Here is a 25121-nt window from a genome sequence, read left to right as displayed (position 1 = left end):
AGAAACGAGAAAAGGAGCGAGCCAATGGAGTTACAAAAAGCTTTGAAAGAAGTGCGAGAGCAAAAAATCGCTCCAGTGTATTTATTAATAGGAACAGAACTTTATTTAACTGAATTATTTAAAACAACATTGATGAAAGAATTGTTGACGGAAGAGGATGATCAATTTAACTTTTTCTCATTTGATATGGAGGAAACACCTTTAAGTGCAGCGATTGCTGAAGCGGAAACAATTCCGTTTTTTGGTGATTATCGCCTTGTCTTTGTGGAAAATCCTTACTTTTTAACTGCCGAAAGAAAAACAAACGGTGTGGAACATGATGTCAATCTTTTATTGAATTATTTGGAAAGTCCATCACCAACAACTGTTCTTGTTTTTATGGCCTCTTATGAAAAATTAGATGAACGCAAAAAAGTTACCAAAGCATTGAAAAAAAATGCCACAGTGGTTGACGTCAATCCAATGGATGAAAAGGCTATTCGTCAGTACATTTCTCAAACGATTGAGAGCGAAGGGTACACTATTCGCTCCGATGCTTTTGATTTATTACTTCAATTGACAGACTTGAACTTATCAAAAATTATGGGAGAATTACAGAAGCTGTATTTATATGCCCTTGAGACGAAGACAATTACACGAGGTGCGGTTCAAGAATTAGTCCCTAAGTCTTTGGAACATAATGTTTTTGACTTAACCAACGAAGTACTTTCTGGAAACAGTGAAAAAGCTGTTCAATTGTATGAAGATTTACTTTTACAAGGAGAAGAAACCATTAAGTTAAATGCAATCTTATTGAATCAGATTCGCCTTTTTCTACAAACAAAAATTTTGGCTAAGATGGGCTATCAACAAGCGAATATCGCTGATACATTAAAGGTTCATCCTTATCGAGTCAAGTTAGCGTTACAACAAGTCCGACGATTTGAATTGTCTCGATTAGAAAGACTTTATGATGAATTAGTTGAAAATGATTACCGCATGAAAACGGGCCAAATGGATAAAGAATTACTATTCCAATTATTTATTTTAAAATTGACTGCGCAAGCAAAATAAGAAAGTACCAGAGACAATCGTCATACAACGATTGTCTCTGGTACTTTCTTATTATTTAGCTCCTAATAGTTCTTCTTTTCCGTGAACAAGCTGTGTCAACATGGCACAGAAAGGTGTTGCTACGTTGTATTTTTGTCCTTTGCGCCAAACGGCACCATTGATGTAATCAATTTCTGTGAGACGATGATTTTTAATTAAATCTTGATACATAGACGGATAGTGCAAGCCAATACCGTTTGGATCATAAGTTTGAGCAATATGTGTATAGACTTCTGCTTGATCTAAATGAATGGCTTCTTTTTCTGCGACTGCTGCAAATTCACTGATTAATGTTTTAACAAGGGATTCACTAACAGGTAGTGCACCAAATTCGGCAATATTACAATCAAGGATTGTACACAAACCATTTAGCGTGCCATTGACACAGGCTTTCCGCCAAATAGAGTAGCGAACATTGCTACTATAGCTTGGATTTAACCCAGCTTTTTGGAAGACATCAACGACTTCTAAAGCAAATTCTTTACCAGAAGGATCAATATTTTCTAATTCAATTTCGCCATCACCTAAAAGTTTAACACGTCCCGGTCCTTCTAAACCAGCTGTCCACATGGTAATGCCAACCAAGATGTTTTCTTTTGGCACATATTTTTCTAGTACATCTTCATGACCTAAGCCATTTAATAAACATAGTACATACGTTTTTTCAGTAATCATTGGTTGAATCGCTTTAAACATTGCATCTAATTGTTGTGCTTTGGTTAAAGCAATAATTAAATCAACTTGTTCATTTTGATGGTCAATTTCTTCTGGTGAGAAGATTGGTAGTTTTGCGATAACTTCTTCTCCATTAAAATCAGCGATTAAACCATTTTCACGAATGGCTTCAATGTGCGCGGGCCATTGATCGATTAAAGTTACATCATTTCCGCCTTGATGCAACATAATTCCTAAACGGCTGCCCATAGCGCCGGCACCAGCAATTGCAATTTTCATGTGTATCCATCTCCTTAAAAGTTCTTTAACCGTTATTATTATACAGCAACTTTCTTAAAAATGAATAAATGGGACTTGCAAATTTGTTATTTTTTAAATGTTTCCTAAAAAGTAAGGATTGCATCAAATGGTAAAGTAAGCTAAAGTAAAGCGTGGAAAAGTTTATAAATGAAAGTAGAGGAATCGTTAATGACGAAAGAAAAATTTTGTCGAGAATCACGAGTGATTCAAACACATCGTGTATTTCCCTTTGATTTAAATCCCTTTGGTGCACTATTTGGTGGGAAATTAATGTCTTTAATTGATGACGCCGCATCCATTTCCGTTTCACGACATTGTCGGAGAGGGGCAGTTACAGCATCTTTAGATAACTTGAATTTTTTAAAACCTTTAAAAGAAAATCACTCAGTGTGTGTTGAAACGTTTGTTTCTGGCGTGCATCATAAATCGATGGAAGTATTTGTTAAAGTTGTAGGAGAAGATTTAACAACTGGCGAGCGTTATTTAGCGGCGACTTGTTTTACAACTTTTGTAGCCATTCCGTCTCATATGAATCCCGAAAGTGACTTCCAATTAGCGGCAGTCGTCCCAGAAACTGCAGAAGAAAAGTTGATTTGTTCCAATTATGAAACGAGACGACAACAACGTTTAGCTTTGCGAGAAGAGACTAAATTATTTAGTCAACATCTCACAACGGATTTACCGTGGATTGATTCACCTTTATAAAAAAATGTCCGAGTCTTTGTGAAAACAGACTTGGACATTTTTTGATGAAAAAAGAAGCTAACATGAATGCTAACTTCTATCTCACATTATTTAGCTAATTTGCTTAAACGAATTTTATCGCGGTTAGCTTTGTTTTTATGGATTAAACCTTTAGTTGCAGCCATATCAACAGCTTTAACAGCTTCGTTGTATAAAGCATCGACGTTATCAGCTCCAGCAGCTACAGCTTCTTCAAATTTCTTGATTGCTGTACGCATTGCGTTTGTTTGAGATGAATTTTTCGCATTCGCGTTAGCACTTGTACGTACGCGTTTGATTGCAGATTCGATATTTGGCATTTGTTTCACCTCCGATGATTTAGGTTTTACACTGGTCAGCCAATGTAATTCAACAGTAATCATTATACCTAATCCATTGTTCCATTGCAATAAAAGACGACAAGTTTTTTTCCTTAACAGACAATTTCAAGAAAAAAATAAGAAAATTTGCCAGAGCCTTAAGAAAAAAGCATACATTTTTTTTAAAACATGCTATGATAAAATAGATAAATGAAAAATGGTGGTGTCTTTGTGAGTATTGCATTATTGGTAACGATTACTTTGGTAATGGGTGTAATTTTTGTTAACGGTTGGACGGATGCGCCGAACGCAATTGCAACCGCTGTCTCGACTCGGGTGTTAAAACCGAATGTCGCAATTTGGATGGCTGTTGTGATGAACTTTTTAGGTGCATTAGTCATGACCTTTTTTAATGCCCAAGTAGCTGAAACGATTAGTAACATTGTTAGTTTTGACGCAAATGGAAACGCTTCACAGGTGGCTTTGGCTGCTTCGCTTTTTTCAATTGTGGTTTGGGCAGTTGCTGCGTGGTATTTTGGTATTCCCACAAGTGAAAGCCATGCGTTAATTGCCGGCTTGACTGGTTCGGCAATGGCATTAGGTGGTTTGGGTGCAGTCAATGGCTCGGAATGGATCAAAGTGCTTGTTGGTCTAGTTGTTTCTACCGTTATGGGCTTTGGCGGCGGTTATTTAATTGCCAAACTTGTTGTGAAAGCTTTCTCGGCTGTGCCTAGAAGAAAAGCCAACAAATTTTTTACAGTTGGACAAGCCTTTGGTGCAGGAGCTAATGCTTTTTTACATGGTGCGCAAGATGGGCAAAAATTTATGGGCGTGTTCATGTTAGTGCTTTTTTATAATAATTTAGTCGAAAAAACAGGTGGCGGTTTTGTGATTCCGTTATGGGTTATGGTTCTGTGTTCCATTACAATGGGCATTGGAACTTCTGTGGGCGGCATGAGAATCATTAAATCAGTCGGGATGGATATGGTAAAACTTGAACGCTATCAAGGCTTCACTGCAGATTTAAGCACGGCTATTTGTTTATTTTTAGCATCGGCTTTTGGGATTCCAGTTTCAACTACTCATACAAAAACAACAGCGATTATGGGAGTAGGTGCTTCTAAGCGAATCTCAAGTGTTGACTGGCGTATCGTGAAAGAAATGCTGATAGCATGGATTTTAACTTTCCCAGGATGTGGGCTGATCGCTTATGTGATGTCAAAATTATTTATTGCAATTTTTTAAGGAGAGAAAAACATGGCACGTAAAAAACAATTTGATTATTTTGGAGAATTAAACCAGTTAGCAACAAATGCTTATGAAGCGGCAAAGGTTTTGCAAGAAATTGTAGACAATTATTCATTAGAAAACTTAGTAAAAAAATCAGAAGCGATTCATCAATTGGAAAAAGAGAATGATGAAATTGTTCGCAAAATTTTAAATGAACTCTATATTTCCTTTATTACGCCAATTGATCGAGAAGATATTGTCGATATTACGGATCACTTAGATAACATTATCGATAGCATTAATAGTTTGTCTTATTTACTTGATCATTTAGTTGTCGAAGAAATGATTGCGCCCGCGCTAGAATTAACTGCTTATATTGTTAAAGCGACAGAAGGCGTTAAATCAGCAACGAAGGAATTTGCAAAATTTAAGAATTCTAAAACGTTAGTTTCATTGATTGATGAAGTGAATACGATTGAATCTCAAGGCGATAAATTATACAGTAGCGCCATGAAAGATTTGATGACTAACGAAAAAGATTTATTGAAAGTTATCAAGTGGAAAGATGTTTATGATCAGCTTGAGCGCACGATTAATGATTGTGAATCAGCTGTTAATATTATTGTCGGAATTGTCATCAAAAATACGTAAAGAAAAGAGGGGGGAGCTGTTGGTTAAAGTAATTATTGATGCTGATGATTTTGGGATGTCAGAAGCGATTAATCATGGCATTATCAAAAGTTATGTCGATGGTTTAACAACGTCGACACTTTTGATGCCCAATTTACCAATAGCAGAACACGCCGTTGCGTTAGCAAAAAATTATCCAGGCTTATTTGTAGGTCAGCATACGAATTTTTTATTAGGGAAACCTTGTGCGGACCCATGTGTGATTCCTTCACTGGTAGATGAACAAGGCAATTTTCATCGCTCTTCTTATTATCGTCAACAAAAGCAAGTAACCTTCGTATATGAAGAAGTACGACTTGAAACGATTGCGCAATTGACGCGCTTTAAGGAACTAACTGGACATTATCCTGAACATTTTGATTGCCATTCGATTGGTGATGAAGTGGTTGATCAAGTATTTTTAGAATTAGCAGAAGAGTATGGACTTCATACAACCCTGAAATATAGTGGGGAAAAAGAATATCCACCGCAACAAGGTTATTTCAAGGTAACACATTTGTTAGAGTCTGGGGCGCTATCTTATATTCACGAAGGCGTATCAGTGGAGAATTTTTTAGAAGATGACTTTGGTTTATTACGGATGCCGGAATCGGCAATTGCTGAGATGCATTTTGATGTTGGGTATTTGGATCAATTTGTGTTAGATAATTCTTCATATACCACTTTACGCTGCAAAGAATTAGCAACGATTTGTGATCCTCGTGTTCGTCAGTGGTTTGAAGAACAGGGGATTGAGCGAATAACGTTTGGCGATTTAAAAAAATAAAACCGTTGCTTTCACTGTTGAAAGCAACGGTTTTATTTTTATGAGAATAACCAGTAGCCAATTAAAATCGCACCTAAAATTACACGATACCAACCGAAAACTGTAAAATCGTTTTTCTTCAAGTAATTTAATAAGAATTTAATCGCAATGATGGAAACAACGAAGGCAACAATAGAGCCAGTTAATAAAATAATGATTTCTTCTGACCCAAACGTATTTCCTTTGGCCAAGAATTTAAAGATTTTTAAAAAACTTGCTCCAAACATTACTGGAATTCCTAAGAAAAATGAAAACTCTGTTGCAACGAAACGTGAGGCCCCAATTAAGATTGCCCCTAAAATGGTCGCTCCTGAACGTGAAGTTCCTGGAATTAATGCCAGTACTTGGAAAGCACCAACGATTAAAGCGGCTTTATAAGTGAAGTCTTTTAGATTAGTACACTTCGGTGCAACATTTTTATTTCGTTTTTCAATGATAATAAAAGCAATCCCATAAACAATTAACATAATCGATACTGTTAAAAAGTTATAAAAATGTGCATCTAAATAATCATCAAATTTTAGACCAATAACTGCCGCTGGTAAACAAGCGACTAAGACTTTAGACCAAAGAATCCAAGTATCTTTTTTCTCTTCGCCATTTTTCTTTGGTGAGAAAGGATTCAATTTGTGGAAGTATAAAATAACAACCGCCATAATCGCTCCCAATTGGATAACGACGTTGAACATTTCCATAAAATCTTTACTTAGATCGAGTTTAATAAACTCATCCACTAAAATTAAATGTCCGGTACTACTAATTGGAAGCCACTCGGTAATTCCTTCGATAATACCAAGAATAATTGCTTTCCATAGGTTAGCAAAAAGCATGTCACCATTCCTTTCTGAAATAAATGCAAAATACATCAAGTATAAGTATACCCGCTGACAAAGTAAATGCCAATGCAAATTCTTATTTTAAAATAAATTTTAGAATTATACAAAGGTGCCACTTGTAATTCATGAAACTTTTTTCTATACTAGTGATACTTTAAAAAATGGGGGAAGAGAAATGTTTGGATTTTTGAAGAAAAAGAATGAAGTTGTCGAAAATAATACAATGTATGCCGTTGCCAATGGAACCGTTATCCCAATTAGTGAAGTGAATGATCCTGTTTTTTCACAAAAAATGATGGGAGATGGCTATGCAGTAGTTCCAGAAAATGGTGAAATTTATGCACCTATTGAAGGAGAAGTTTTAAGCGTTTTCCAAACAAAACATGCCATTGGTTTAAAAATGACAAACGGTCTTGAAATTTTATTACACATGGGTATCGATACGGTAGAGTTAAACGGGGCACCGTTCACTATTAAAGTGAAAGAAGGCGACCAAGTGACTGCAGATACGGTGGTCGCAATTGCTGATTTAGAAGCAATTAAAGCAGCTGGTAAAGGAACTGAAATGGTTGTCATTATTACCAACATGGATAAAGTAACACAATTTTCGTTAGAGAAAACTGGCGTGGTTACAGCTGGTACACCAGTTGGCTCTGCCACAGCCAATTAATGCATTAGACGAGGTCGGGACAGAACCGTTTAGCTCCGAGAAATAAGAAGAAATTTCCGAAAATTGATCTTTGATTTTTGGAGAATTTCGGCTTATTTCCGAAGGAGTTGGTTCTGTTCCCGCCGTTTATCAGTTTTTGAGCGTGGAGCAAAAATCCAAAGTGATTTTTGTTCCACGCTCGTTTTTTTTTGAACAGAAATAAAATTTTATTTTGGAATTAAAAAATATTTAGAAAAATAGTTGAAATTTTATTTCAAACAAGTTATAATGAAAGCGTATTAGAGAGGAGCTAAAAAGATGTATGGTATTTCAGTTTTTCTTGGTGAAGAGATTACAAACGATACAATTATTTATATCAAAAAGATGAAAGCGCTTGGATTTGATGGTATTTTCACTTCTTTACACATTCCAGAAGATGATACTTCTCTTTATCGCCAACGCTTGACTGATTTAGGGGCAATTGCTAAGGCAGAAAAAATGAAAATTATGGTAGATATTTCAGGTGAAGCGTTAAAAAGAGCGGGTTTTTCTTTCGATGAATTAGAGCCTTTAATCGAGTTGGGCGTAACTGGCCTTCGGATGGACTACGGCATTACGATAGAACAAATGGCTCATGCTTCACATAAGATTGATATAGGATTGAATGCTAGTACCATTACACTGGAAGAAGTGGCTGAGTTAAAGGCTCACCAAGCGGACTTTTCTCGCTTAGAAGCTTGGCATAATTATTATCCAAGACCTGAAACCGGCATTGGAACAACATTTTTTAATGAAAAGAACCGCTGGCTTAAAGAATTAGGCTTACAAGTTTTTACTTTTGTGCCAGGAGATGGGCAAACAAGAGGCCCAATTTTTGCTGGTTTACCAACATTAGAAAAACATCGGGGGCAAAATCCTTTCGCCGCTGCCGTTGGTTTGATGGCTGATCCTTATGTCGATGCTGTTTATATTGGTGATCCCACAATTAGTGAGCGAACCATGGCTCAATTTGGTTATTATCACCAAACCAATCAATTTCTGTTAGAAGTAGCACCTAGCAAGAGCCGCTATTTGAAGCGAATACTTGGAACTCATACCAATCGTTTAGATGCTGCAAGAGATGTTTTGCGAAGTGAATTATCAAGAACGAGTGAAATGTTCAGAAAAGATGAAATTGCAACGATTGAGTCAGAGCAGACTAAAGCACGTCCAGTGGGAACCGTAACGATTGATAATGAAAAATATGGTCGCTATATGGGAGAAATTCAAGTCACACTTGTGGACTTGCCGAAAGATGAAAAAGTCAATACGATTACACGAATTATTGAAAAAGATCAAACGATATTGCCGTTAATCAAGGCAGGCAATCAATTTACGCTAGTCACGGAAGGAACGATAGAAAATGAATTTAGAAAACTTAACAACTGAACGTAGAAATGAAAATACAATGGGCTTAGATGAGATGAGTGTCAAAGAAGCTTTACAAAAAATGAATCAAGAAGACCAAAAAGTTGCAATGGCAGTGGGTCAAGAATTAGCAGCCATTGAACCAGTGGTAGAAGCCATCATCAAAAGCTTCAATCAAGGCGGCCGCTTGATCTACATGGGCGCTGGTACGAGTGGTCGGTTAGGTGTCTTAGATGCAGCCGAATGCGTACCAACTTTTGGCGTCGAGCCAGAGATGGTTCAAGGCCTCATCGCTGGTGGTCAAAAAGCAATGACTGTCGCAGTAGAAGGTGCTGAAGATTCAAAAGAACTAGGTCGTCAAGATTTAGTTGATCTAAAATTATCAGCAAATGACATTGTTGTTGGGATTGCAGCCAGTGGTCGGACGCCTTATGTAATTGGCGGTTTAGAATATGCTACAACGGTGGGAGCAGCTACCGCAACTGTGGCATGTAATAAAAATGCCGAAATTAGTAAATATGCGCAAATGCCGATTGAAGTAGATGCAGGACCTGAATTTTTAACAGGTTCGACTCGCTTGAAATCTGGGACAGCTCAAAAATTAATTTTAAATATGTTATCAACTATTTCCATGATTGGTATTGGGAAAGTCTACAATAACTTAATGGTTGATGTAAAACCAACCAATGAAAAATTAGTGGAGCGTTCCAAACGGATTATTATGGAAGCAACGGGTTGTAGTTATGAAGTTGCCGAACTAAAATTTGTAGAAGCAGAAGAAAATGTGAAGTTAGCAATTGTAATGATTTTAACTGATAGTACTAAAGAAGAAGCAACACAAAAATTAATTGACGGGAATCAATTTATCAAGAATACATTAAATTAAGGAATTAGGAGGGTGTTTTAACATGGCAGAAGAAAGAATTAAACGCATTGCTGATGGGATTTATAAAGAAGTTGGTGGTCAAGAAAACGTGGACAAAGTCATTCATTGTATGACTCGTGTTCGTATGGATATCCGCGATTATGACAAAGTAGATATTGAAGGATTGAAAAAAATTGATGGCGTTATGGGCGTCGTAGAAGACGATACGTTGCAAGTAGTTGTTGGTCCAGGGACTGTTAACAAGGTTGCACAAGAAATGGTAGATCAAGCAGGTGTCAAATTGGGAGAACCATTTAATCATGACACCGCAACTGATGCTTCAGCAGGCAAATCTGGAAAAGATTTAGTAGAAGAAAAAGCCGCTCAAATGAAAGCACAACAAAAAGCGAAACAAAATAACACTTCACCATTTAAAAAAGTGTTAAAAGCTATTTCTAGTATCTTTGTTCCGATGATTCCTGCCTTTGTTGGGGCTGGTATTATTGGCGGGATTGCAGCTGTTATGTCTAACTTAGTTGTTGCTGGTGATATTTCAGCTTCATGGCAACAATATATTGATGTCTTAAATATCATTAAAAATGGGATTTTTGCTTATTTAGCTCTTTACACTGGGATTAACAGTGCCAGCGTTTTTGGTGCAACGCCAGCGTTGGGTGGTGTTATTGGGGCAGTCACAATGTTGACAGGAATGAATCCGGATGCACCAATCAGTAATATTTTCACTGGGGGAACATTATCTGCAGGACAAGGCGGAATTATCGGTGTTATTTTTGCCGTATGGTTATTATCATTGTTAGAAAAACAATTGCATAAAATTGTCCCAGAATCAATTGATATTATTGTAACGCCAACCATTTCACTTTTAGTGATTGGCTTAGCAACTATTTTCTTAATCATGCCTGTAGCCGGAGCTATTTCTAATGGCTTAGTTGGTATTATCAATGTTGTCTTAGAAAAAGGTGGCATGGTTGCTGGCTTTACTCTTGGTTTAACCTTCTTGCCAATGGTAATGTTTGGTTTACATCAAATTTTGACGCCAATCCACATTGAAATGATTAATCAAACAGGGATGACTTTGTTATTACCAATCTTGGCCATGGCTGGTGCGGGACAAGTCGGTGCAGCTTTAGCATTATGGATTCGTTGTAAATCAGATAAAAAATTAGTTGAAATGATTAAAGGTGCCTTGCCAGTTGGGATTTTAGGTATTGGTGAACCATTAATCTACGGAGTTACTTTACCATTAGGACGTCCATTCATTACTGCTTGTATCGGCGGTGGTATTGGTGGTGCGGTGATTGGGGCCTTCGGTAATGTTGGTGCGATTGCTATTGGACCAAGTGGGGTGGCTTTAATTCCATTAATTGCCAACAACCAATGGCTTGCATATGTATTAGGTTTATTGGCTGCTTACGCAGGTGGTTTTGTAGCAACGTTATTCTTTGGGATTCCTAAAGATATGCAAACAACTAAATAATAAATAGAAAAAAGGAGAACTTGGCTTCTCCCTTTTTCTTTGTTAAAATTTAATTGCGTAGGAAATGGTGTATCAGGAGGGGTGTTTATGCAACAAAATATTGTCTTATCTATCCAAGATCGTCTACAACAATTACCAAAATCAGAACGAAAAATCGCAGAATATATTTTAAAAAATACAGAAACAGTTATTTCAATGAATGCGCAAGAGCTAGCGAAACAAGCAGGATCAAGTCCAGCGGCAATTATTCGCTTTTGTCATTCTATGGATGTGAATGGCTTCACAGAGTTGAAACTTTTATTATCTGCAAATCTTGGTCAAATGAAGCAGCAAATGTACACTGAAGTTACTAAAGGGGAATCAACAGCTGATATTAAACAAAAGTTACAGGCGCGCTTTGTTCATGTGGTTGAGCGAAGCGGTCAGACATTAGAGGATGTCGCAGTGAATGAAGCCGTTGATTTGTTGGAAAAAACAGAAGTAATTTTTGTCTATGGGTTGGGCGCCTCTTCGTTGGTTGCTCAAGATATTTATCAAAAGTTTACGCGATTAGGCCGAACGGTATTTACAACATTGGATCATCATTTATTTGCTTCCATGTTAGGCTCAACAGAAAAGCCTAGTGTTTTTATTGTTATTTCTAATTCTGGCACGAATAAAGAAGCAAGTACTTTAGCTGATTTAGCGAAGCAGCAAGGGATTCCTATTGTTAGTATCACACAAGATGAAAAATCAGTGATTGGTGAAAAAAGTGATATCGTCCTTCAAACCTCTAGTGGGGAAGACGTGCCATTGAGAAGTGCGGCTACTGTTTCCTTGGTGGCACAATTGTATGTAGTCGATGTTTTATTTTTTGCTTATGCAGCAAAAAACTATAAGGAAACCTTAGAAAAAATTCAAATCTCAAGAAAAAATGTAGAACGTTTAAAAGAATAAATAAAAAGAGAAGGTTATCTGTCAAAATGACAGATAACCTTCTCTTTTTTTACTATCAATGGCGCTTTTCAGCGATCTTTTTTCCCTTTTCAATATAAGAAATATCATTAATTCCTTGAATGGTAAATGTTCCTTTTTCGTAAGTTAAGGTCGTCACGCTACCATTCTCCAGTGCCATCTGCATAGGCAAACTTGCATCAATTAAGGAAAGTAAAAAGGAAATTGTTAGTCCATGGGAAACCACCATGACTTTGCCGCCACCATTTTTTTCTCGATGATGAGCGATATCTTCGAAACCAGACCAAACACGATCACGAATAACTTCATAAGGCTCCGCCCAGTCAGCCGTATCGGCTTCAATAATAGCATTTGCTAGCTCACGATAGGTAATCTTCGTGGTCATCATGTCCTCATAACTTTTAAAAGCTAAAATGCGTGGCACCACACCCCAAAGTTCACCATCATAGCCACCATCTAAAGAACCAAAACACCACTCACGAATCCGTTTATCGGTTAGGTAAGGAATATTTTGGTGGTTTTGATGTTCTTGTAAAATAATCTGAGCGGTTTGCATGGCACGACCACTATCACTACTATAAGCTTCCCTAAAGTCTATGTCTCTAAGACCTAAGCCTAAATGATAAATGCCTTCTTCTCCTTGTTTGGTTAAGGGGGTATCTGACCAGCCTTGGGTTCGGCCAATCGTATTAAACATCGTTTTTCCGTGACGAATAATATAAAGTGTCGTTGCTTCAGTCATTGCTACTCCTCCTAAGTTTCTTTAAATAGTGAATAAATCTCTAATTAAAAAATGGGTTTGTGGCTTTTTCATGTTGAATGGTCGTGGCATCACCATGGCCTGGATAAACAGGAAATTCTTCTGGTAAAGTGAATAGATAGGTCGTAATGCTGTGTAATAATTGTTGCATATCACCAGTGTGTAAATCGGTACGACCAATACTACCTTTAAACAATGCATCCCCAACAACAACAAAATCATCAAAGACAAAGCTGACGCTACCAATTGAATGACCAGGTGTTGGGACTACGGAAAATTTCATGCCGCCAATTTCATAATCGGTTAGTTTAAATTCATGTTCGGCGGGCTGAACAATAATATTTGCTATATCATCATGTCTGCCTAATCCTGAAAGATTCAAAATAGGATTGGAAAGCCACGCTTGTTCTAATGGACTAACATAAACAGGGATTTGATAATGATGGCGCAATTCTTCTACCGCACCAATATGATCATAGTGAGTATGTGTTAATAAAATAGCGGCTGGTTTCTTCCCTAAACGGGTAATTTCTTGAATTAGTTTTGCTCCTTCTGCACCTGGATCAATAATTAATAATGCTTCTTCATTATAAACAAGATAACAGTTTTCTTGAATAACACCTGTTCTAATTTGTTCGATCTGTATCATCTCAGGACCTCCTAAAGTTCTAACGATTCTCTTCAAGTATACCGAAGAATCTTAAGAATAGAAAGTTTTCTTGTTTATCCAAAGAAAAAATAAATCATTCTTAGAATGTTCGGTTTTTGCTTGTTTTAACACGTATTTTTTTTAAAAAAATCACATTTTTATAGTTATTAAGCGAAAGTTTATGTATAATCTTCATGTGATAGTAAGGAGGAATATTAAATGTTTCATTTTGTAATAAAAGGAACAGGTTTTTCTAGTAAAAATTTGCAAGAGATTAAAGTTTATGAAGAGACACTTTTTTGTATAGATGAGGCCGGAGTAATTCAGGAAATAATTGAACCAGATGCTGAAGCGTATGAAACTGTGCTAGCAGAACAAAAAGAGGCACAACGTTTTCAAGAATTGCCCCAAGATTCTTATCTTTTACCTGGCTTTGTTGATTTACATGTCCATGCACCTCAGTGGGCACAATCTGGGACCGCCTTGGATATTCCATTGTATGAATGGCTGAATACGTACACGTTTCCTTTGGAGTCCAAATTTGCAGATTTAACATTTGCCCAACAAGTCTATGATGAATTGGTAACCCAATTGTTAGCAAATGGGACAACAACAGCCCTTTATTTTGCAACCATTCATTATGAAGCTAGCCGTTGTTTGGCAGAGATTTGTGCGGAAAAAGGGCAGCGTGGCTTAATTGGTAAAGTTGTAATGGATGATCTTAATGAGAATCCAGAGTACTATCGTGATCAAACAACGGAACAAGCATTAGAAGAAACGGAACGGTTTATTCAAGAAATTCAAACATTAGCGCAGCAAACAAAACAAGGCGTATATCCCGTTGTAACTCCGCGTTTCATTCCTAGTTGTACAGAAGAAGCACTTAAAGGATTAGGAGAATTAGCAGCGAAATATCAAGTCCATGTTCAAAGTCATTGTAGTGAGAGTGATTGGGAACATCAATTTGTTCAAGAACGTTTTGGAAAAAATGATGCTCAAGCATTGAATGATTTTGGTTTATTGACAGAAAAAGCAGTGATGGCACATGCAGGCTTTTTAGAAGAAGCAGATATGAATTTATTCCATGAAACAGGGACGGCTGTGGCGCACTGCCCAATCTCTAATGCTTATTTTGGTAATGCAGTAACACCGATTGCAAAATTAGTACATCAACATCAAGTAGAAGTTGGTTTAGGCAGTGATCTTTCAGGTGGTTTTTCACCAAGTCTTTTTGACAATTTAAAGCAAGCGGTTATTTCTTCTAGAATGTTAGAAGATGGCGTCGATGCTACAAAAAAACCAGAAGTACGAGGTGTTAAAACAGCACGGATTACAGTAAATGAAGCGTTTTATTTAGCTACTGTTGGTGGTGGTCAAGCGCTAAGTTTGCCAATTGGAAAATTAGAAAAAGGGTATGCTTGGGATGTTCAAATTATTAATACAAGCTTGTCACAAGCACGAATTCCTAAAAATCCAGGGGAATCATTGCTTGATGTTTTCCAAAAAATCTTATATTTAGCACGACCAGAAAATATTCGAGAAGTCTGGGTACAAGGTGAAAAAGTACATGATAAAAATTTAATGTCAGCAACTAAAGGAGCATAAAAAATGAGTGAAAAGAAACAAAGTAATCTTCATTTAACAGTGGGGCCAGAAGATTCAGTATCTTTTGGGCAGGCCACTATGTTAGGGATTCAGCATGTCTTAGCAATGGACGTGTACGTCGTACCTGTGATCATTGCTTCAATTATTGGTATTAGCACAGCACAAACGTCTTCTTTAATCCAAGCAACATTCATAGCAGCAGGACTTGCCACGATTATTCAATCTCATTTTTGTATGAGATTACCAGTTGCGCAAGGCCCTTCATTTATTCCAATCGGGGCAATTGCAGGAATTTATTTTGCCAATAACCAACAAGGAAATGGCTGGGGCGCAGTTTTAGGTGCTAGTTTAGTGGGGGCAATTGTTGTTATTATATTAGGATTTACTGGTATCTTTAATCGTTTAATCACTAAATTTGTTCCACCAATTGTGGGAGGAACAATTATTTTTGTGGTGGGTCTTTCGTTAATGCCAGTCGCTTTATCGGATAATATTTACCACGCAAAAGGGGAATTAGGACAAAATATTTTATTAGCATTTATAGCAGCAGGTACGTTGATCTTCTTTGCGCTCTTAGGTTCTGCTTTGAAAAAAGGGCGGATTTTCCGCGTTTCTTCTGTCATTTTGGCATTATTATTTGGGAGCATCGCGGCACAATTATTAGGGGTACTTGATTTATCAGCCGTTAGTAAAGCGGCTTGGTTTAGTTTGCCTCAGTTACCATTAGTTAACTTTTCTTTCCAATTTGATTGGTCAGCTATTGCCACGATGTTAGTTATTTATCTGGTTTTAATGGCGGAAACAACAGGCACTTGGTTTGCTGTGAGTCATGTTGTCGCTGAACCTTTGACCGAAGAAAAAATTAATCGCGGCGTAATTGGTGAAGGCTTAGGTTGCTTAGTTTCTTCATTCATTGGCGGCACGCCAGTAACTAGTTACTCTACAAATGCTGGGATTATTTCAATCACTGGAGTTGCTAGTCGCAAGGTTTTTGTGGCTGCAGGTGCGTGGTTTGTCTTATTTGGCTTATCTGGAAAACTTTCCACCTTGATTTCGGCCATTCCGGCACCAGTTATCGGCGGTGTTTTTGTGGTTGTTTGTGGCATCATTTCTGTAAGTGGAATGAAAGTCATGAGTGATGTAACAATTCATGAAAAAGAGATGTATGTAATTGCCGTTCCGATTATTATGACGTTAGCGTTGACATTGTTACCAAAAGAGTTTTTGGAAACTCTACCACAATTTTTACAATATTTATTTAGTTCACCCGTGGCAACTGCCTCAATTGTTGCTATTTTATTGCAGGCCATTTTACCAAACGTTCAAGAAGGATAAAAAGATTAATTTTCGTTAAAACGCCTTTGACAAGTGGCGATAAATAGTGTAAATTAACAATGGTGTTTGTAAACACGAACGTTAAATGACCGAATGTTCGGTTTTTACGTTATTTTTGTAAATAACTAGGAGGCAGTAAGTATGAAAGTTTTTGATTATGAAGATGTCCAATTAATTCCCAATAAATGTATCGTGAATAGTCGTTCTGAATGTGATACTACAGTAACTTTAGGAAAACATTCGTTTAAAATGCCTGTCGTTCCAGCGAACATGCAAACAATTATTGATGAAACGATTGCGGAAACCCTTGCTGAAAATGGTTATTTTTATATCATGCATCGGTTTGATGAAGAGGCGCGAGTGCCATTTATTAAAAAAATGCAACAAAAGGGCTTGATCACGTCAATTAGTGTGGGTGTGAAAGAAGGGGAATACGCTTTTGTTGAAACGTTAGCCCGAGAAGGTTTAGTTCCTGATTACGTGACAATTGATATCGCTCATGGTCATTCAAATGCGGTGATTAATATGATTCAACACTTAAAAAAATTTTTACCAGAAACGTTCGTTATTGCGGGCAATGTTGGAACGCCAGAAGCCGTTCGCGAATTAGAAAACGCTGGAGCCGATGCCACCAAAGTGGGGATTGGACCAGGAAAAGTATGTATTACTAAAATTAAGACTGGCTTTGGGACAGGTGGCTGGCAGTTAGCGGCTTTACGTTGGTGTGCCAAAGCTGCTCGGAAACCAATTATTGCAGATGGTGGGATTCGGACCCATGGAGACATTGCAAAATCTGTGCGTTTTGGGGCAACTATGGTCATGATTGGTTCATTATTTGCTGGACATGAAGAATCACCAGGTGAAACAAAAGTGGAAGATGGTGTTGTTTACAAAGAATACTTTGGTAGCGCCTCTGAATTCCAAAAAGGCGAAAAGAAAAACGTTGAAGGCAAAAAAATCTGGTTACGCCATAAAGGGAAGTTGGCAGATACTTTAGTCGAAATGCAACAAGATTTACAATCTTCCATTTCATACGCGGGAGGTCGCGATTTAGAAGCGATTCGTAAAGTTGATTATGTGATTGTAAAAAATTCTATTTTTAATGGTGATACCATTTAACATTCAACTATAGACTGAAAAGAAGACAGCACGTAGTGCAGAAATTAAAATGATTTCTGCATTACGTGCTTTTTTTACTTTACCTATCGTAGTAATCGTGTTAAGATAATTACAACGACAGACGTAGTACAATAGTTGAAGTACTTGAGGGAGGAATTTATGTGATTGGTAGTGATGCAATTCGAGGATACAACGATACCTTTATTCTCTCAATCTTACAATCCGGCGCTTCATATGGTTATGCGATTTCTAAACGCATTCGTGAAATTTCTAAAGAACAATATTCGATTAAAGAAACGACACTTTATTCTGCTTTTACACGTTTAGAGAAAAATGGCTACATTGAATCATTTCCAGGAGAAGTAACGCATGGCAAAAAGCGGACCTATTATCAAATAACCCATGCAGGAGAGCGTTATTTAGAGGAAAAGTTACTAGAATGGGAAGTAACAAAAGACGTCGTCGAAGCATTTGTAAAGGAGATGGGAAAATGAAAATTATAGAAGAATTTATTGATAGCTTATTTTCAGGCGTTGTTGAAACATCTGAAACAAAACAATTAAAGGCGGACTTATTAGCAAATGCTGAGGATCGTTATGAAGACTTGCTCAGCCAAGGAAAATCGGAAAATGAAGCAATTGGTACAATTATTTCTGAATTTGGTACTATTGATGAATTAATGGAAGAATTGAATTTAGAAAATAAACAAGTGGATGAAACAAACGATTCAATGAACGGTTTGCCAGAAATTTCAGTGGAGGAAGGACTTGACTATTTAGCTGTCCAACGTAAAGGTGCTATTCAAATTGGTCTTGGTGTTGTTGCAATCATGGTGGGTGTTGGCTTGCTGGTTGGTATGCGTGGTGTTCTTTCTAACGGTCTTGGTTTAGTTTGTCTTTTCATAGGTGTGGCAATCGGCGTTCCATTATTTATTGTTGCTGGTAATCGGTTTGTTGCAATGGACAAACAGCTGGGGCAACGATTGATTCCGATTAAGTTAAAAAAAGAAGTTGCACAAAGAGAACAAAGTTTTCAACGATCATTTATTTTTTGTATGGCAGCGGGCGTAGTTTTTTGTATTTTGGGTTTAATCCCAGTTGTTGTCTTTAGTAGTGGCCTTCATCTGATGATGCGCCGTTCCATGCATCAAATGATGGGCGGACAATATTATAATGGAACGATGGGGATTAGTTGGCTCTTCTTTTTAGTATCGGTTGGCGTCTTCTTGTTTATATTTGGTGGAGTAATTAAAGGAAGTTTTAATAAATTGTTAAATGAAACTTATTTTTATTCAGAACATGTTGGTCATCCTGATTTTGCCCCTCAACAAACAAAAACAGAGGAAGGACCTGTGGGAAATCCTGTCGGTGCAATTATTGCATCCGTTTATTGGCCCTTAGTTGTTGCACTCTATCTATTTATTAGTTTTGTTTTAGGGGATTGGCGGTTTAGTTGGTTAATCTTTATGTTCGCAGGAATCTTTTATAACACCATCCAAGCATTTTTACACAAACATTGAGACAAACCTGTTAATAGTAAAACAGAAAAGTGGGACATTCGTCAAAACGGCTGTCTCACTTTTCTTGTATTTTCGATTGACAAAAGCATTAAACTGGATTACTTTTAACTCATCCAATTGTTGAGGTGATTGCTATGTGGCAACTTAAAAAAGAACAAAATGTTCCCATTTATCGCAGTATTATGGAAATGATTGTTCAAAAGATTCAAACAGGCGAATTATTACCAGGCGAAAAAATCCCTTCGGAACGTAAACTGGCAGAGTACTTGTCTGTCAATCGTTCAACCGTTGTTCATGCATTAGACGAACTGGTGGACTTGGGTTGGATTGTGCGAAAAAGAGGGAGCGGAACGATTGTCAACGAAGGGAAATGGGGGGTAATGATGACGCCACGAACGGATTGGCATCGTTATTTAGAACAAAATGTGTTCAAACAAGTTCATCCCTTGGTGGCAGAGATTGAGTTACGAGCTAAACAAAATTTGCCGACTGACTTAGATATGTATACAGGTGAGTTGCCGTTAGACTTAATTCCCAGTTTCGATTTTCCAGCATTAAATTGGAAACAATTTTTAAAAGAGGAAGCACAAGATGAATTAGGTTATTTGCCGTTAAGAAAAGAAATCCAAGCCATTACAGCAACGGAATATCAGCTTCATTTACCAAGTGAAAGTTTATTGCTTACTTCAGGTGCGCAACAAGCACTTTTTTTAGTTTTACAAGTTTTATTGAGACAAGGAGATAGTGTTGCCGTAGAAGATCCATCTTTCTTCTATGCCTTACCAATTTTCCAAGCTGCTGGTGTGCGCTTATTTGGTGTGCCCATGACAGAGGAAGGGATTGATCTTGAAGCGCTAGAACAAACAATCCGACAACATCGCATCAAAATGGTTATGGTTAATCCTTCCTTTCAAAATCCGACTGGGACAGTGATGCCTTTAAGAAAAAGAGAACAGCTCGTGAAAGTCTGTCAAACGTATCAAGTTCCTATTTTAGAAGATGATGTTTTTGGGCAGCTAAGTTTTATCTCAAAAACAGAAATTCCTCCTTTAAAAAAATTAGATCCAGACAATGTCCTGTATATCGGTTCGTTGTCAAAAATTTTAGGTTCGACCACGAAAATTGGTTGGTTAAGTGCGCCCGCCTCCGTGACGAAACAAATTGCAGAAGCCAGAAAAATGATGGATGTTTCGTTGAGTATTTTTCCGCAGATGCTCGCTAAAATGGCGATTGAAGATCCTTCTTTTTCTGAAAAAATTACGTTATTAAATAAACAAGTGGAACAACGAGCAACAGCTGTATATCAAGTATTTAAATCGTTGTCAGAATGGGAAGTTTCGCCAGTAAAAGGCGGCTTTTATTTATGGGCACATTGGTGTCAAGGGGCACTTAAGCCAGAAGATTGGCAAGTGTTTTTACGAGAAGGTGTTTTGGTAGCACCAAGTGTAGCTTTTAGTGAAAAACGTGGAAGTATTCGCTTGAACTGTTCCCGAATTTCACCAGAAGAAATGCCTCTTTTTTGTGAGCGAATGGTACGGATTACACGACAGCTTTCTGAAAATAGACAAACAAAAATAGAACACTAAGTAAGATTTTTCTTATAAAAATCATTTGCTGAGAGAAAACGCTACAACTTCCCTTTTCTAAACGAATATCCAATGCTATACTTAAAAAGTAAAAACAAAAAAACAAATGAGGTGTTTTCCATGTCTTGGGAACAAGTTTACCAACAATGGTTAAATGAAGAAAATATTCCAGAAAATTTAAAAAATGAATTAAAGGACTTAAATACAGACCCTGAAAAATGTGAAGATGCATTTTACGCACCATTAGAATTTGGGACTGCCGGGATGCGCGGGATTTTAGGCGCCGGTATTAATCGGATGAATATCTTTACAGTTCGTCAAGCGACAGAAGGGCTTGCACGTTTTATGGATACGCAAGATCCTGAAACAAAACGTCGCGGTGTAGCTATTGCCTATGATTCACGTCATATGTCTCCAGAATTTGCAATGGAAGCAGCTAAAACATTAGCTAAACATGATATTCCTTCTTTTGTGTTTGAAAGCTTACGACCAACACCAGAATTATCTTTTGCGGTCCGTTACTTTAAAGCTTTTGCGGGAATCATGATTACGGCTTCTCACAATCCAGCTGCCTATAATGGCTACAAAGTCTATGGTGAAGACGGTGGTCAAATGCCGCCAGCTGATGCAGATGCATTAACTAAATATGTTCGTAGTATCGAAAATCCTTTGAAAATTGATGTCTTATCAGATGAAGAAGTTGCCCACAGCGGTTTAATTAACATTGTTGGTGAAGAAGTCGATAACGCGTATTTGAAAGAAATTAAAACAGTTACGATTAATCAAGAATTAATTAACGAAATGGGTAAAGAATTAAAATTAGTTTACACTCCCTTACATGGAACTGGGAAAATGTTAGGAGAAAAGGCATTAAAACAAGCCGGTTTTGAAAAATTTGTTTTAGTACCTGAGCAAGCCGTTGCTGATCCTGACTTTACTACAGTTAAGTCACCAAACCCTGAAGAACATTCAGCTTTTGAATACGCGATTCGTTTAGGGGAAAAAGAAGGCGCTGATTTATTGATTGCAACAGATCCAGATGCTGATCGTTTAGGTGCTGCTGTGCGGATGCCAAACGGAGACTACCAAGTATTAACAGGAAATCAATTAGGTTCAATTATGATTCATTATATTTTAGAAGCCCATCAACAAGCAGGCACGTTGCCTCAAAATGCTGCGGTTCTAAAATCAATCGTTTCTAGTGAACTTGCTACAGCGATTGCTGAGAAATATAATACGAAGATGTTTAATGTTTTAACAGGTTTCAAATTTATTGCTGAAAAAATTCAACAATACGAAGAAGACCACAGTCAAACGTTTATGTTTGGTTTTGAAGAAAGTTATGGTTACTTAGTGAAACCTTTTGTTCGTGATAAAGATGCAATTCAAGCGTTAGTTTTATTAGCAGAAGTAGCGGCTTTCTATAAAAAACAAGGAAAAACATTATACGATGGCTTACAAGATATCTTTGAAGAATTTGGTTACTTTGAAGAAAAAACTATTTCCGTAACAATGAGCGGAATTGAAGGCAGCGGTAAAATCAAAGCTTTAATGGCAAAATGTCGTGAACAAGCGCCAACTGAGTTTGCCGGGATTCAAGTTGCTCAAACGGAAGATTTTAAAGAATTAACATGCACTTTTGCAGATGGTCAAACAGAACAATTACAAACGCCTCCTTCTGATGTGTTGAAATATCATTTAGAAGATGGCAGTTGGATTGCTATCCGACCATCAGGAACAGAACCAAAAATTAAATTCTATCTAGCAACAAAAGCAACAAGTAGTTCAGAAGCTTCTGAAAAAATTGCTGCGTTTGAAGCAGTCGTTAATGAATTAACAAAATAAAATAAACGAAACAGGCTGTACGGAAAAAAGTACGAATGTTAGTGTTTGTGTCAAAAGCTAATTGACTTTTGACACAAACACTTTATTTAACTAAGGAGGGAATGCTATGAAAATTGGCTTTATCGGTGCTGGCAGTATGGGCGGTGCCATGATTAAAGGGTTACTAAAAGCTGAGGCAGTCAAGAAGGAACATTTATATGTGAAAGGCGGCTCAAGTGGAACAGCAGAAGCACTTCAAAAAGAGTGGGACTTTCAACTTGTCACAGATTATGCACTTTTCCAAGAATGTAAGGTTATTTTTATTGCGACAGGAGCAAAGGTCGTGTTACCTGTCCTTCAGGAATTAGCCCCTCATTTTTCCAACGAAAGTCTATTGATTTCTGTTGCAACAGGTCATACCATACAAGAAGCACAAATGGCCCTTGGCAATAAAGAAGCCAAAGTTGTTCATGCCATTCCTAATACACCAGTTAGCGTGAACCAAGGCGTGATTGGCGTAGCTTTGGCACCAACAATTGAAGGCCAAACGAAGGAACTGGTAATGGAACTTCTTGCTACTTTAGGGTTAGTCAAAGAAATTCGTGAAGCGCAACTGGAAACTTTTGGTACTGTGGCTGGTTGCAGTCCAGCTTTTGTTGATATCTTTATGGAAGCATTGGGAGATGCAGCAGTCTTAGAAGGGTTACCAAGGGACTTATCTTATGAAATTGTCGCTCAAATGATAAAAGGAACGGCGACCTTAGCCTTAGAAACGAAAAAACACCCAGGAGCATTGAAAGATGAAGTGACTTCTCCAGGAGGAAGTACGATTCGCGGTGTCGTAGCTTTAGAAAAAAATGGCTTCCGTTATGCCGTGATGGATGCAGTTCAGCAAGCCAACCACGAATAGATGAAGAAAGTTGGAAAATCGACAAGTTTGTCATTTTTCCAACTTTCTTTGTGCCATATTTTTCGTAGGAAAGAACAATCGCAGTTCTTATTTTAAAAAACTCTGTGTTATAATGAGTGCAAAGTGAGGCGACTATAATGAAACAAATGGAAGAAATCAAACAAGTAAGTCAATTATATAAAGTATTAAGTGATCCAACACGTTTAAGAATTTTGCTACTTTTAAAAGAAGGCGAGCATAACGTAACGGCGATTAGTGAACAATTGGGAATGGAACAGTCCGCCGTTTCTCATCAACTAAAATTATTAAGAGATAGCCGGGTTGTCAAGGCACGTCGCGAAGGAAAAACGATTTTTTATACATTGGATGATCATCATGTAATAGATATTTTAAATCAGACCTTTGAGCATATTGAACATCGATAAAAAGTAGGAAAAAATAGCGTAACTAGAATAGCGCTGTTGATGGAGGTAAAAATGAAGGATACCTTAAAGATCGGGTTACTAGGATTAGGGACTGTAGGCACTGGCGTTTTAACTCTCTTGAAAGAACATCAAGAGAAAATTTCACAAGTGACAGGAATGAATGTAGTCATTGAAAAAGCATTTGTCCGAAATCTTGAAACGAAACAAGCGCAAGCGGAAGAATACGGTCTGTCTTTAACAACTTCAATTGATGATATTTTAGAAGATAAAGAGATTCAAATCGTTGTGGAATTAATGGGAACCATTGAACCAGCCAAAACGTATATCATGAAAGCTTTAGAAAATGGTAAACATATTGTGACTGCTAATAAAGATTTGCTGGCGCAACATGGGAGTGAATTAGTAGCGTTAGCCCAAAAACATCATTGTGATTTATATTATGAAGCAAGTGTTGCTGGCGGGATTCCAATTTTAAGAACAATTGCTAATAGCTTAGCGGCAGACAATATTCAACAAGTTTTAGGGATTGTGAACGGTACGACGAATTATATGCTTACGCAAATGGTTTCTGCTGATAAAAGTTATGAAGAAGCTTTAGCAGAAGCGCAAGCGTTGGGCTTTGCTGAAGCGGATCCGACAAATGATGTCGATGGAATTGACGCAGCCTATAAAATGGTTATTTTAAGTCAATTTGCTTTTGGGATGAATGTTTCATTACCACAAGTTGATATTCGTGGAATTCGCGGATTGTCTTTAGATGATGTCGCCATGGCTAAACAACTGGGGTATGAAATCAAATTGATTGGCTCTGCTGAACAAAATGAGAATAGTATCTCGGTGGAAGTGGCGCCTATGCTAGTCAATCAAAAGCATCCTATTGCATCTGTTCGGAATGAGTACAATGCAGTATTTATAAAAAGTGCAGGCGTGGGGGAATCAATGTATTACGGTCCAGGAGCTGGCGCTAAACCGACAGCAACCAGTGTGGTCAGTGATTTAATTACGATTGCTAAAAACATTCGCTTGGCAACGACTGGCCATATGTTCAATTCGTATCAACATAAAACCCAATTGACGAGTTCCGAAAATGTATTTGGGCAGTACTATTTTTCATTAGATGTTCCAGATACACCAGGACAATTTTTGCAGTTGACGCAATTAATGACTAAAGCAGAAGTCAGCTTTGATCAATTAGTTCAACAGAAATCAGATGGACAGCGAGCAAGAATTGTTGCCATTACACACCAGATATCAAAAGCACAAATGCAACAAGTTGTGACAGCTATTCAAAATACGGAAGCCTTTCAGTTATTGAATGTAATGAAGGTTATAGGAGATGAGTAAA

25 protein-coding genes are annotated in these 25121 nt (G+C 37.5%); 20 read left to right on the top strand and 5 right to left on the bottom strand.

Features of this window, described 5'->3' with window-relative positions; all coding sequences use genetic code 11:
• The first annotated feature begins 24 nt into the window (after window positions 1-24).
• Window positions 25-1053, top strand: a complete 1029-nt coding sequence (holA, locus tag IGK82_RS09475) for a DNA polymerase III subunit delta (protein ID WP_002364451.1) — start codon at window positions 25-27, stop codon at window positions 1051-1053.
• 51 nt (window positions 1054-1104) lie between these two features.
• On the opposite strand, the gene IGK82_RS09470 is transcribed toward holA, so the two are convergent.
• Window positions 1105-2046, bottom strand: coding sequence for a ketopantoate reductase family protein (locus IGK82_RS09470; RefSeq protein ID WP_010824811.1), 942 nt, complete (start codon window positions 2044-2046; stop codon window positions 1105-1107).
• 168 nt (window positions 2047-2214) lie between these two features.
• Between IGK82_RS09470 and IGK82_RS09465 the strand changes: the two genes are divergently transcribed.
• Complete coding sequence (locus IGK82_RS09465) at window positions 2215-2772, top strand: acyl-CoA thioesterase (protein ID WP_002382741.1); 558 nt, start codon at window positions 2215-2217, stop codon at window positions 2770-2772.
• 86 nt (window positions 2773-2858) lie between these two features.
• On the opposite strand, the gene rpsT is transcribed toward IGK82_RS09465, so the two are convergent.
• Window positions 2859-3110, bottom strand: a complete 252-nt coding sequence (gene rpsT / locus IGK82_RS09460; RefSeq protein ID WP_002356703.1) for a 30S ribosomal protein S20 — start codon at window positions 3108-3110, stop codon at window positions 2859-2861.
• A gap of 210 nt (window positions 3111-3320) precedes the next feature.
• Between rpsT and IGK82_RS09455 the strand changes: the two genes are divergently transcribed.
• Genes IGK82_RS09455 through IGK82_RS09445 form a run of 3 tightly spaced genes read left to right on the top strand, consistent with a single transcriptional unit; the run spans window position 3321 to window position 5796 of the window.
• On the top strand, window positions 3321-4355 hold the full coding sequence (locus IGK82_RS09455) for an inorganic phosphate transporter (protein ID WP_002356704.1): 1035 nt from the start codon (window positions 3321-3323) through the stop codon (window positions 4353-4355).
• A gap of 12 nt (window positions 4356-4367) precedes the next feature.
• A complete protein-coding gene (locus IGK82_RS09450) occupies window positions 4368-4991 on the top strand; it encodes a DUF47 domain-containing protein (protein WP_002356705.1) in 624 nt (207 codons plus the stop codon).
• Window positions 4992-5010: 19 nt separating this feature from the next.
• On the top strand, window positions 5011-5796 hold the full coding sequence (locus IGK82_RS09445) for a ChbG/HpnK family deacetylase (RefSeq protein WP_025194155.1): 786 nt from the start codon (window positions 5011-5013) through the stop codon (window positions 5794-5796).
• Between the two features lie 38 nt (window positions 5797-5834).
• Here the strand turns inward: IGK82_RS09445 and IGK82_RS09440 are convergent, their stop codons facing one another.
• Window positions 5835-6665 (bottom strand): undecaprenyl-diphosphate phosphatase, encoded by an 831-nt coding sequence (locus IGK82_RS09440; RefSeq protein ID WP_002356708.1) that lies wholly within the window; start codon window positions 6663-6665, stop codon window positions 5835-5837.
• Window positions 6666-6780: 115 nt separating this feature from the next.
• Between IGK82_RS09440 and IGK82_RS09435 the strand changes: the two genes are divergently transcribed.
• From IGK82_RS09435 to IGK82_RS09415, 5 genes are all read left to right on the top strand, one after another.
• Window positions 6781-7341: a PTS sugar transporter subunit IIA gene (locus IGK82_RS09435; RefSeq protein ID WP_002389987.1), complete on the top strand. Its 561-nt coding sequence runs from the start codon at window positions 6781-6783 to the stop codon at window positions 7339-7341.
• A gap of 297 nt (window positions 7342-7638) precedes the next feature.
• Window positions 7639-8748: a DUF871 domain-containing protein gene (locus IGK82_RS09430; protein WP_010709748.1), complete on the top strand. Its 1110-nt coding sequence runs from the start codon at window positions 7639-7641 to the stop codon at window positions 8746-8748.
• Window positions 8723-9613, top strand: a complete 891-nt coding sequence (gene murQ, locus IGK82_RS09425) for an N-acetylmuramic acid 6-phosphate etherase (protein ID WP_002356712.1) — start codon at window positions 8723-8725, stop codon at window positions 9611-9613. The genes IGK82_RS09430 and murQ overlap by 26 nt, the downstream gene beginning before the upstream one ends.
• Before the next feature lie 22 nt (window positions 9614-9635).
• Window positions 9636-11090 (top strand): PTS transporter subunit EIIC, encoded by a 1455-nt coding sequence (locus IGK82_RS09420; protein WP_002356713.1) that lies wholly within the window; start codon window positions 9636-9638, stop codon window positions 11088-11090.
• Between the two features lie 87 nt (window positions 11091-11177).
• Complete coding sequence (locus IGK82_RS09415) at window positions 11178-12026, top strand: MurR/RpiR family transcriptional regulator (RefSeq protein ID WP_002385762.1); 849 nt, start codon at window positions 11178-11180, stop codon at window positions 12024-12026.
• A 55-nt stretch (window positions 12027-12081) separates the two neighbouring features.
• On the opposite strand, the gene IGK82_RS09410 is transcribed toward IGK82_RS09415, so the two are convergent.
• Both IGK82_RS09410 and IGK82_RS09405 read right to left on the bottom strand, forming a co-directional pair.
• Entirely contained in the window at window positions 12082-12786 is a 705-nt protein-coding gene (locus IGK82_RS09410; protein ID WP_002356715.1) for a histidine phosphatase family protein, read from the bottom strand.
• Window positions 12787-12826: 40 nt separating this feature from the next.
• Window positions 12827-13453, bottom strand: a complete 627-nt coding sequence (locus IGK82_RS09405; RefSeq protein ID WP_002356716.1) for an MBL fold metallo-hydrolase — start codon at window positions 13451-13453, stop codon at window positions 12827-12829.
• Between the two features lie 219 nt (window positions 13454-13672).
• On the opposite strand from IGK82_RS09405, the gene guaD reads away from it, so the two are divergent.
• The 10 genes from guaD to IGK82_RS09355 all read left to right on the top strand — a co-directional run bounded on the left by guaD (window position 13673) and on the right by IGK82_RS09355 (window position 25120).
• Window positions 13673-15058 (top strand): guanine deaminase, encoded by a 1386-nt coding sequence (guaD, locus tag IGK82_RS09400; protein ID WP_002394712.1) that lies wholly within the window; start codon window positions 13673-13675, stop codon window positions 15056-15058.
• A 3-nt stretch (window positions 15059-15061) separates the two neighbouring features.
• Window positions 15062-16393: a nucleobase:cation symporter-2 family protein gene (locus IGK82_RS09395; protein ID WP_002380593.1), complete on the top strand. Its 1332-nt coding sequence runs from the start codon at window positions 15062-15064 to the stop codon at window positions 16391-16393.
• Window positions 16394-16534: 141 nt separating this feature from the next.
• Window positions 16535-17512, top strand: a complete 978-nt coding sequence (gene guaC / locus IGK82_RS09390) for a GMP reductase (RefSeq protein ID WP_002362677.1) — start codon at window positions 16535-16537, stop codon at window positions 17510-17512.
• Window positions 17513-17673: 161 nt separating this feature from the next.
• The gene (locus IGK82_RS09385; RefSeq protein ID WP_002356722.1) at window positions 17674-18006 is read left to right on the top strand and encodes a PadR family transcriptional regulator; all 333 of its coding nucleotides are present in this window, start codon (window positions 17674-17676) and stop codon (window positions 18004-18006) included.
• Window positions 18003-19031 carry a permease prefix domain 1-containing protein gene (locus IGK82_RS09380; protein WP_002356724.1) on the top strand — a complete coding sequence of 343 codons (1029 nt, stop codon included), beginning with the start codon at window positions 18003-18005 and terminating at the stop codon, window positions 19029-19031. Before IGK82_RS09385 ends, IGK82_RS09380 begins: the two co-directional genes overlap by 4 nt.
• 134 nt (window positions 19032-19165) lie before the next feature.
• The gene (locus tag IGK82_RS09375) at window positions 19166-20617 is read left to right on the top strand and encodes a PLP-dependent aminotransferase family protein (protein WP_016622096.1); all 1452 of its coding nucleotides are present in this window, start codon (window positions 19166-19168) and stop codon (window positions 20615-20617) included.
• A 120-nt stretch (window positions 20618-20737) separates the two neighbouring features.
• Entirely contained in the window at window positions 20738-22462 is a 1725-nt protein-coding gene (locus tag IGK82_RS09370; protein ID WP_033624713.1) for a phospho-sugar mutase, read from the top strand.
• 106 nt (window positions 22463-22568) lie between these two features.
• Window positions 22569-23351, top strand: coding sequence for a pyrroline-5-carboxylate reductase (gene proC, locus IGK82_RS09365; protein WP_010709747.1), 783 nt, complete (start codon window positions 22569-22571; stop codon window positions 23349-23351).
• A gap of 116 nt (window positions 23352-23467) precedes the next feature.
• A complete protein-coding gene (locus IGK82_RS09360) occupies window positions 23468-23776 on the top strand; it encodes an ArsR/SmtB family transcription factor (protein WP_002356730.1) in 309 nt (102 codons plus the stop codon).
• A 51-nt stretch (window positions 23777-23827) separates the two neighbouring features.
• Window positions 23828-25120: a homoserine dehydrogenase gene (locus IGK82_RS09355; protein WP_002362188.1), complete on the top strand. Its 1293-nt coding sequence runs from the start codon at window positions 23828-23830 to the stop codon at window positions 25118-25120.
• Window position 25121 lies beyond the last annotated feature (1 nt).

Source organism: Enterococcus sp. AZ197, assembly GCF_050556405.1.
GTDB lineage: Bacteria > Bacillota > Bacilli > Lactobacillales > Enterococcaceae > Enterococcus > Enterococcus faecalis.
This window is presented reverse-complemented; position numbering and strand designations above follow the sequence as displayed.

Excerpts from the sequence above, each read along its gene's own strand:
- holA (WP_002364451.1), top strand. The coding sequence starts at position 25 with ATGGAGTTACAAAAAGCTTTGAAAGAAGTGCGAGAGCAAAAAATCGCT.
- IGK82_RS09470 (WP_010824811.1), bottom strand. The coding sequence starts at position 2,046 with ATGAAAATTGCAATTGCTGGTGCCGGCGCTATGGGCAGCCGTTTAGGA.
- IGK82_RS09465 (WP_002382741.1), top strand. The coding sequence starts at position 2,215 with ATGAAAGTAGAGGAATCGTTAATGACGAAAGAAAAATTTTGTCGAGAA.
- rpsT (WP_002356703.1), bottom strand. The coding sequence starts at position 3,110 with ATGCCAAATATCGAATCTGCAATCAAACGCGTACGTACAAGTGCTAAC.
- IGK82_RS09455 (WP_002356704.1), top strand. The coding sequence starts at position 3,321 with ATGAAAAATGGTGGTGTCTTTGTGAGTATTGCATTATTGGTAACGATT.
- IGK82_RS09450 (WP_002356705.1), top strand. The coding sequence starts at position 4,368 with ATGGCACGTAAAAAACAATTTGATTATTTTGGAGAATTAAACCAGTTA.
- IGK82_RS09440 (WP_002356708.1), bottom strand. The coding sequence starts at position 6,665 with ATGCTTTTTGCTAACCTATGGAAAGCAATTATTCTTGGTATTATCGAA.
- IGK82_RS09430 (WP_010709748.1), top strand. The coding sequence starts at position 7,639 with ATGTATGGTATTTCAGTTTTTCTTGGTGAAGAGATTACAAACGATACA.
- murQ (WP_002356712.1), top strand. The coding sequence starts at position 8,723 with ATGAATTTAGAAAACTTAACAACTGAACGTAGAAATGAAAATACAATG.
- IGK82_RS09420 (WP_002356713.1), top strand. The coding sequence starts at position 9,636 with ATGGCAGAAGAAAGAATTAAACGCATTGCTGATGGGATTTATAAAGAA.
- IGK82_RS09415 (WP_002385762.1), top strand. The coding sequence starts at position 11,178 with ATGCAACAAAATATTGTCTTATCTATCCAAGATCGTCTACAACAATTA.
- IGK82_RS09410 (WP_002356715.1), bottom strand. The coding sequence starts at position 12,786 with ATGACTGAAGCAACGACACTTTATATTATTCGTCACGGAAAAACGATG.
- IGK82_RS09405 (WP_002356716.1), bottom strand. The coding sequence starts at position 13,453 with ATGATACAGATCGAACAAATTAGAACAGGTGTTATTCAAGAAAACTGT.
- guaD (WP_002394712.1), top strand. The coding sequence starts at position 13,673 with ATGTTTCATTTTGTAATAAAAGGAACAGGTTTTTCTAGTAAAAATTTG.
- IGK82_RS09395 (WP_002380593.1), top strand. The coding sequence starts at position 15,062 with ATGAGTGAAAAGAAACAAAGTAATCTTCATTTAACAGTGGGGCCAGAA.
- guaC (WP_002362677.1), top strand. The coding sequence starts at position 16,535 with ATGAAAGTTTTTGATTATGAAGATGTCCAATTAATTCCCAATAAATGT.
- IGK82_RS09380 (WP_002356724.1), top strand. The coding sequence starts at position 18,003 with ATGAAAATTATAGAAGAATTTATTGATAGCTTATTTTCAGGCGTTGTT.
- IGK82_RS09375 (WP_016622096.1), top strand. The coding sequence starts at position 19,166 with ATGTGGCAACTTAAAAAAGAACAAAATGTTCCCATTTATCGCAGTATT.
- IGK82_RS09370 (WP_033624713.1), top strand. The coding sequence starts at position 20,738 with ATGTCTTGGGAACAAGTTTACCAACAATGGTTAAATGAAGAAAATATT.
- proC (WP_010709747.1), top strand. The coding sequence starts at position 22,569 with ATGAAAATTGGCTTTATCGGTGCTGGCAGTATGGGCGGTGCCATGATT.
- IGK82_RS09355 (WP_002362188.1), top strand. The coding sequence starts at position 23,828 with ATGAAGGATACCTTAAAGATCGGGTTACTAGGATTAGGGACTGTAGGC.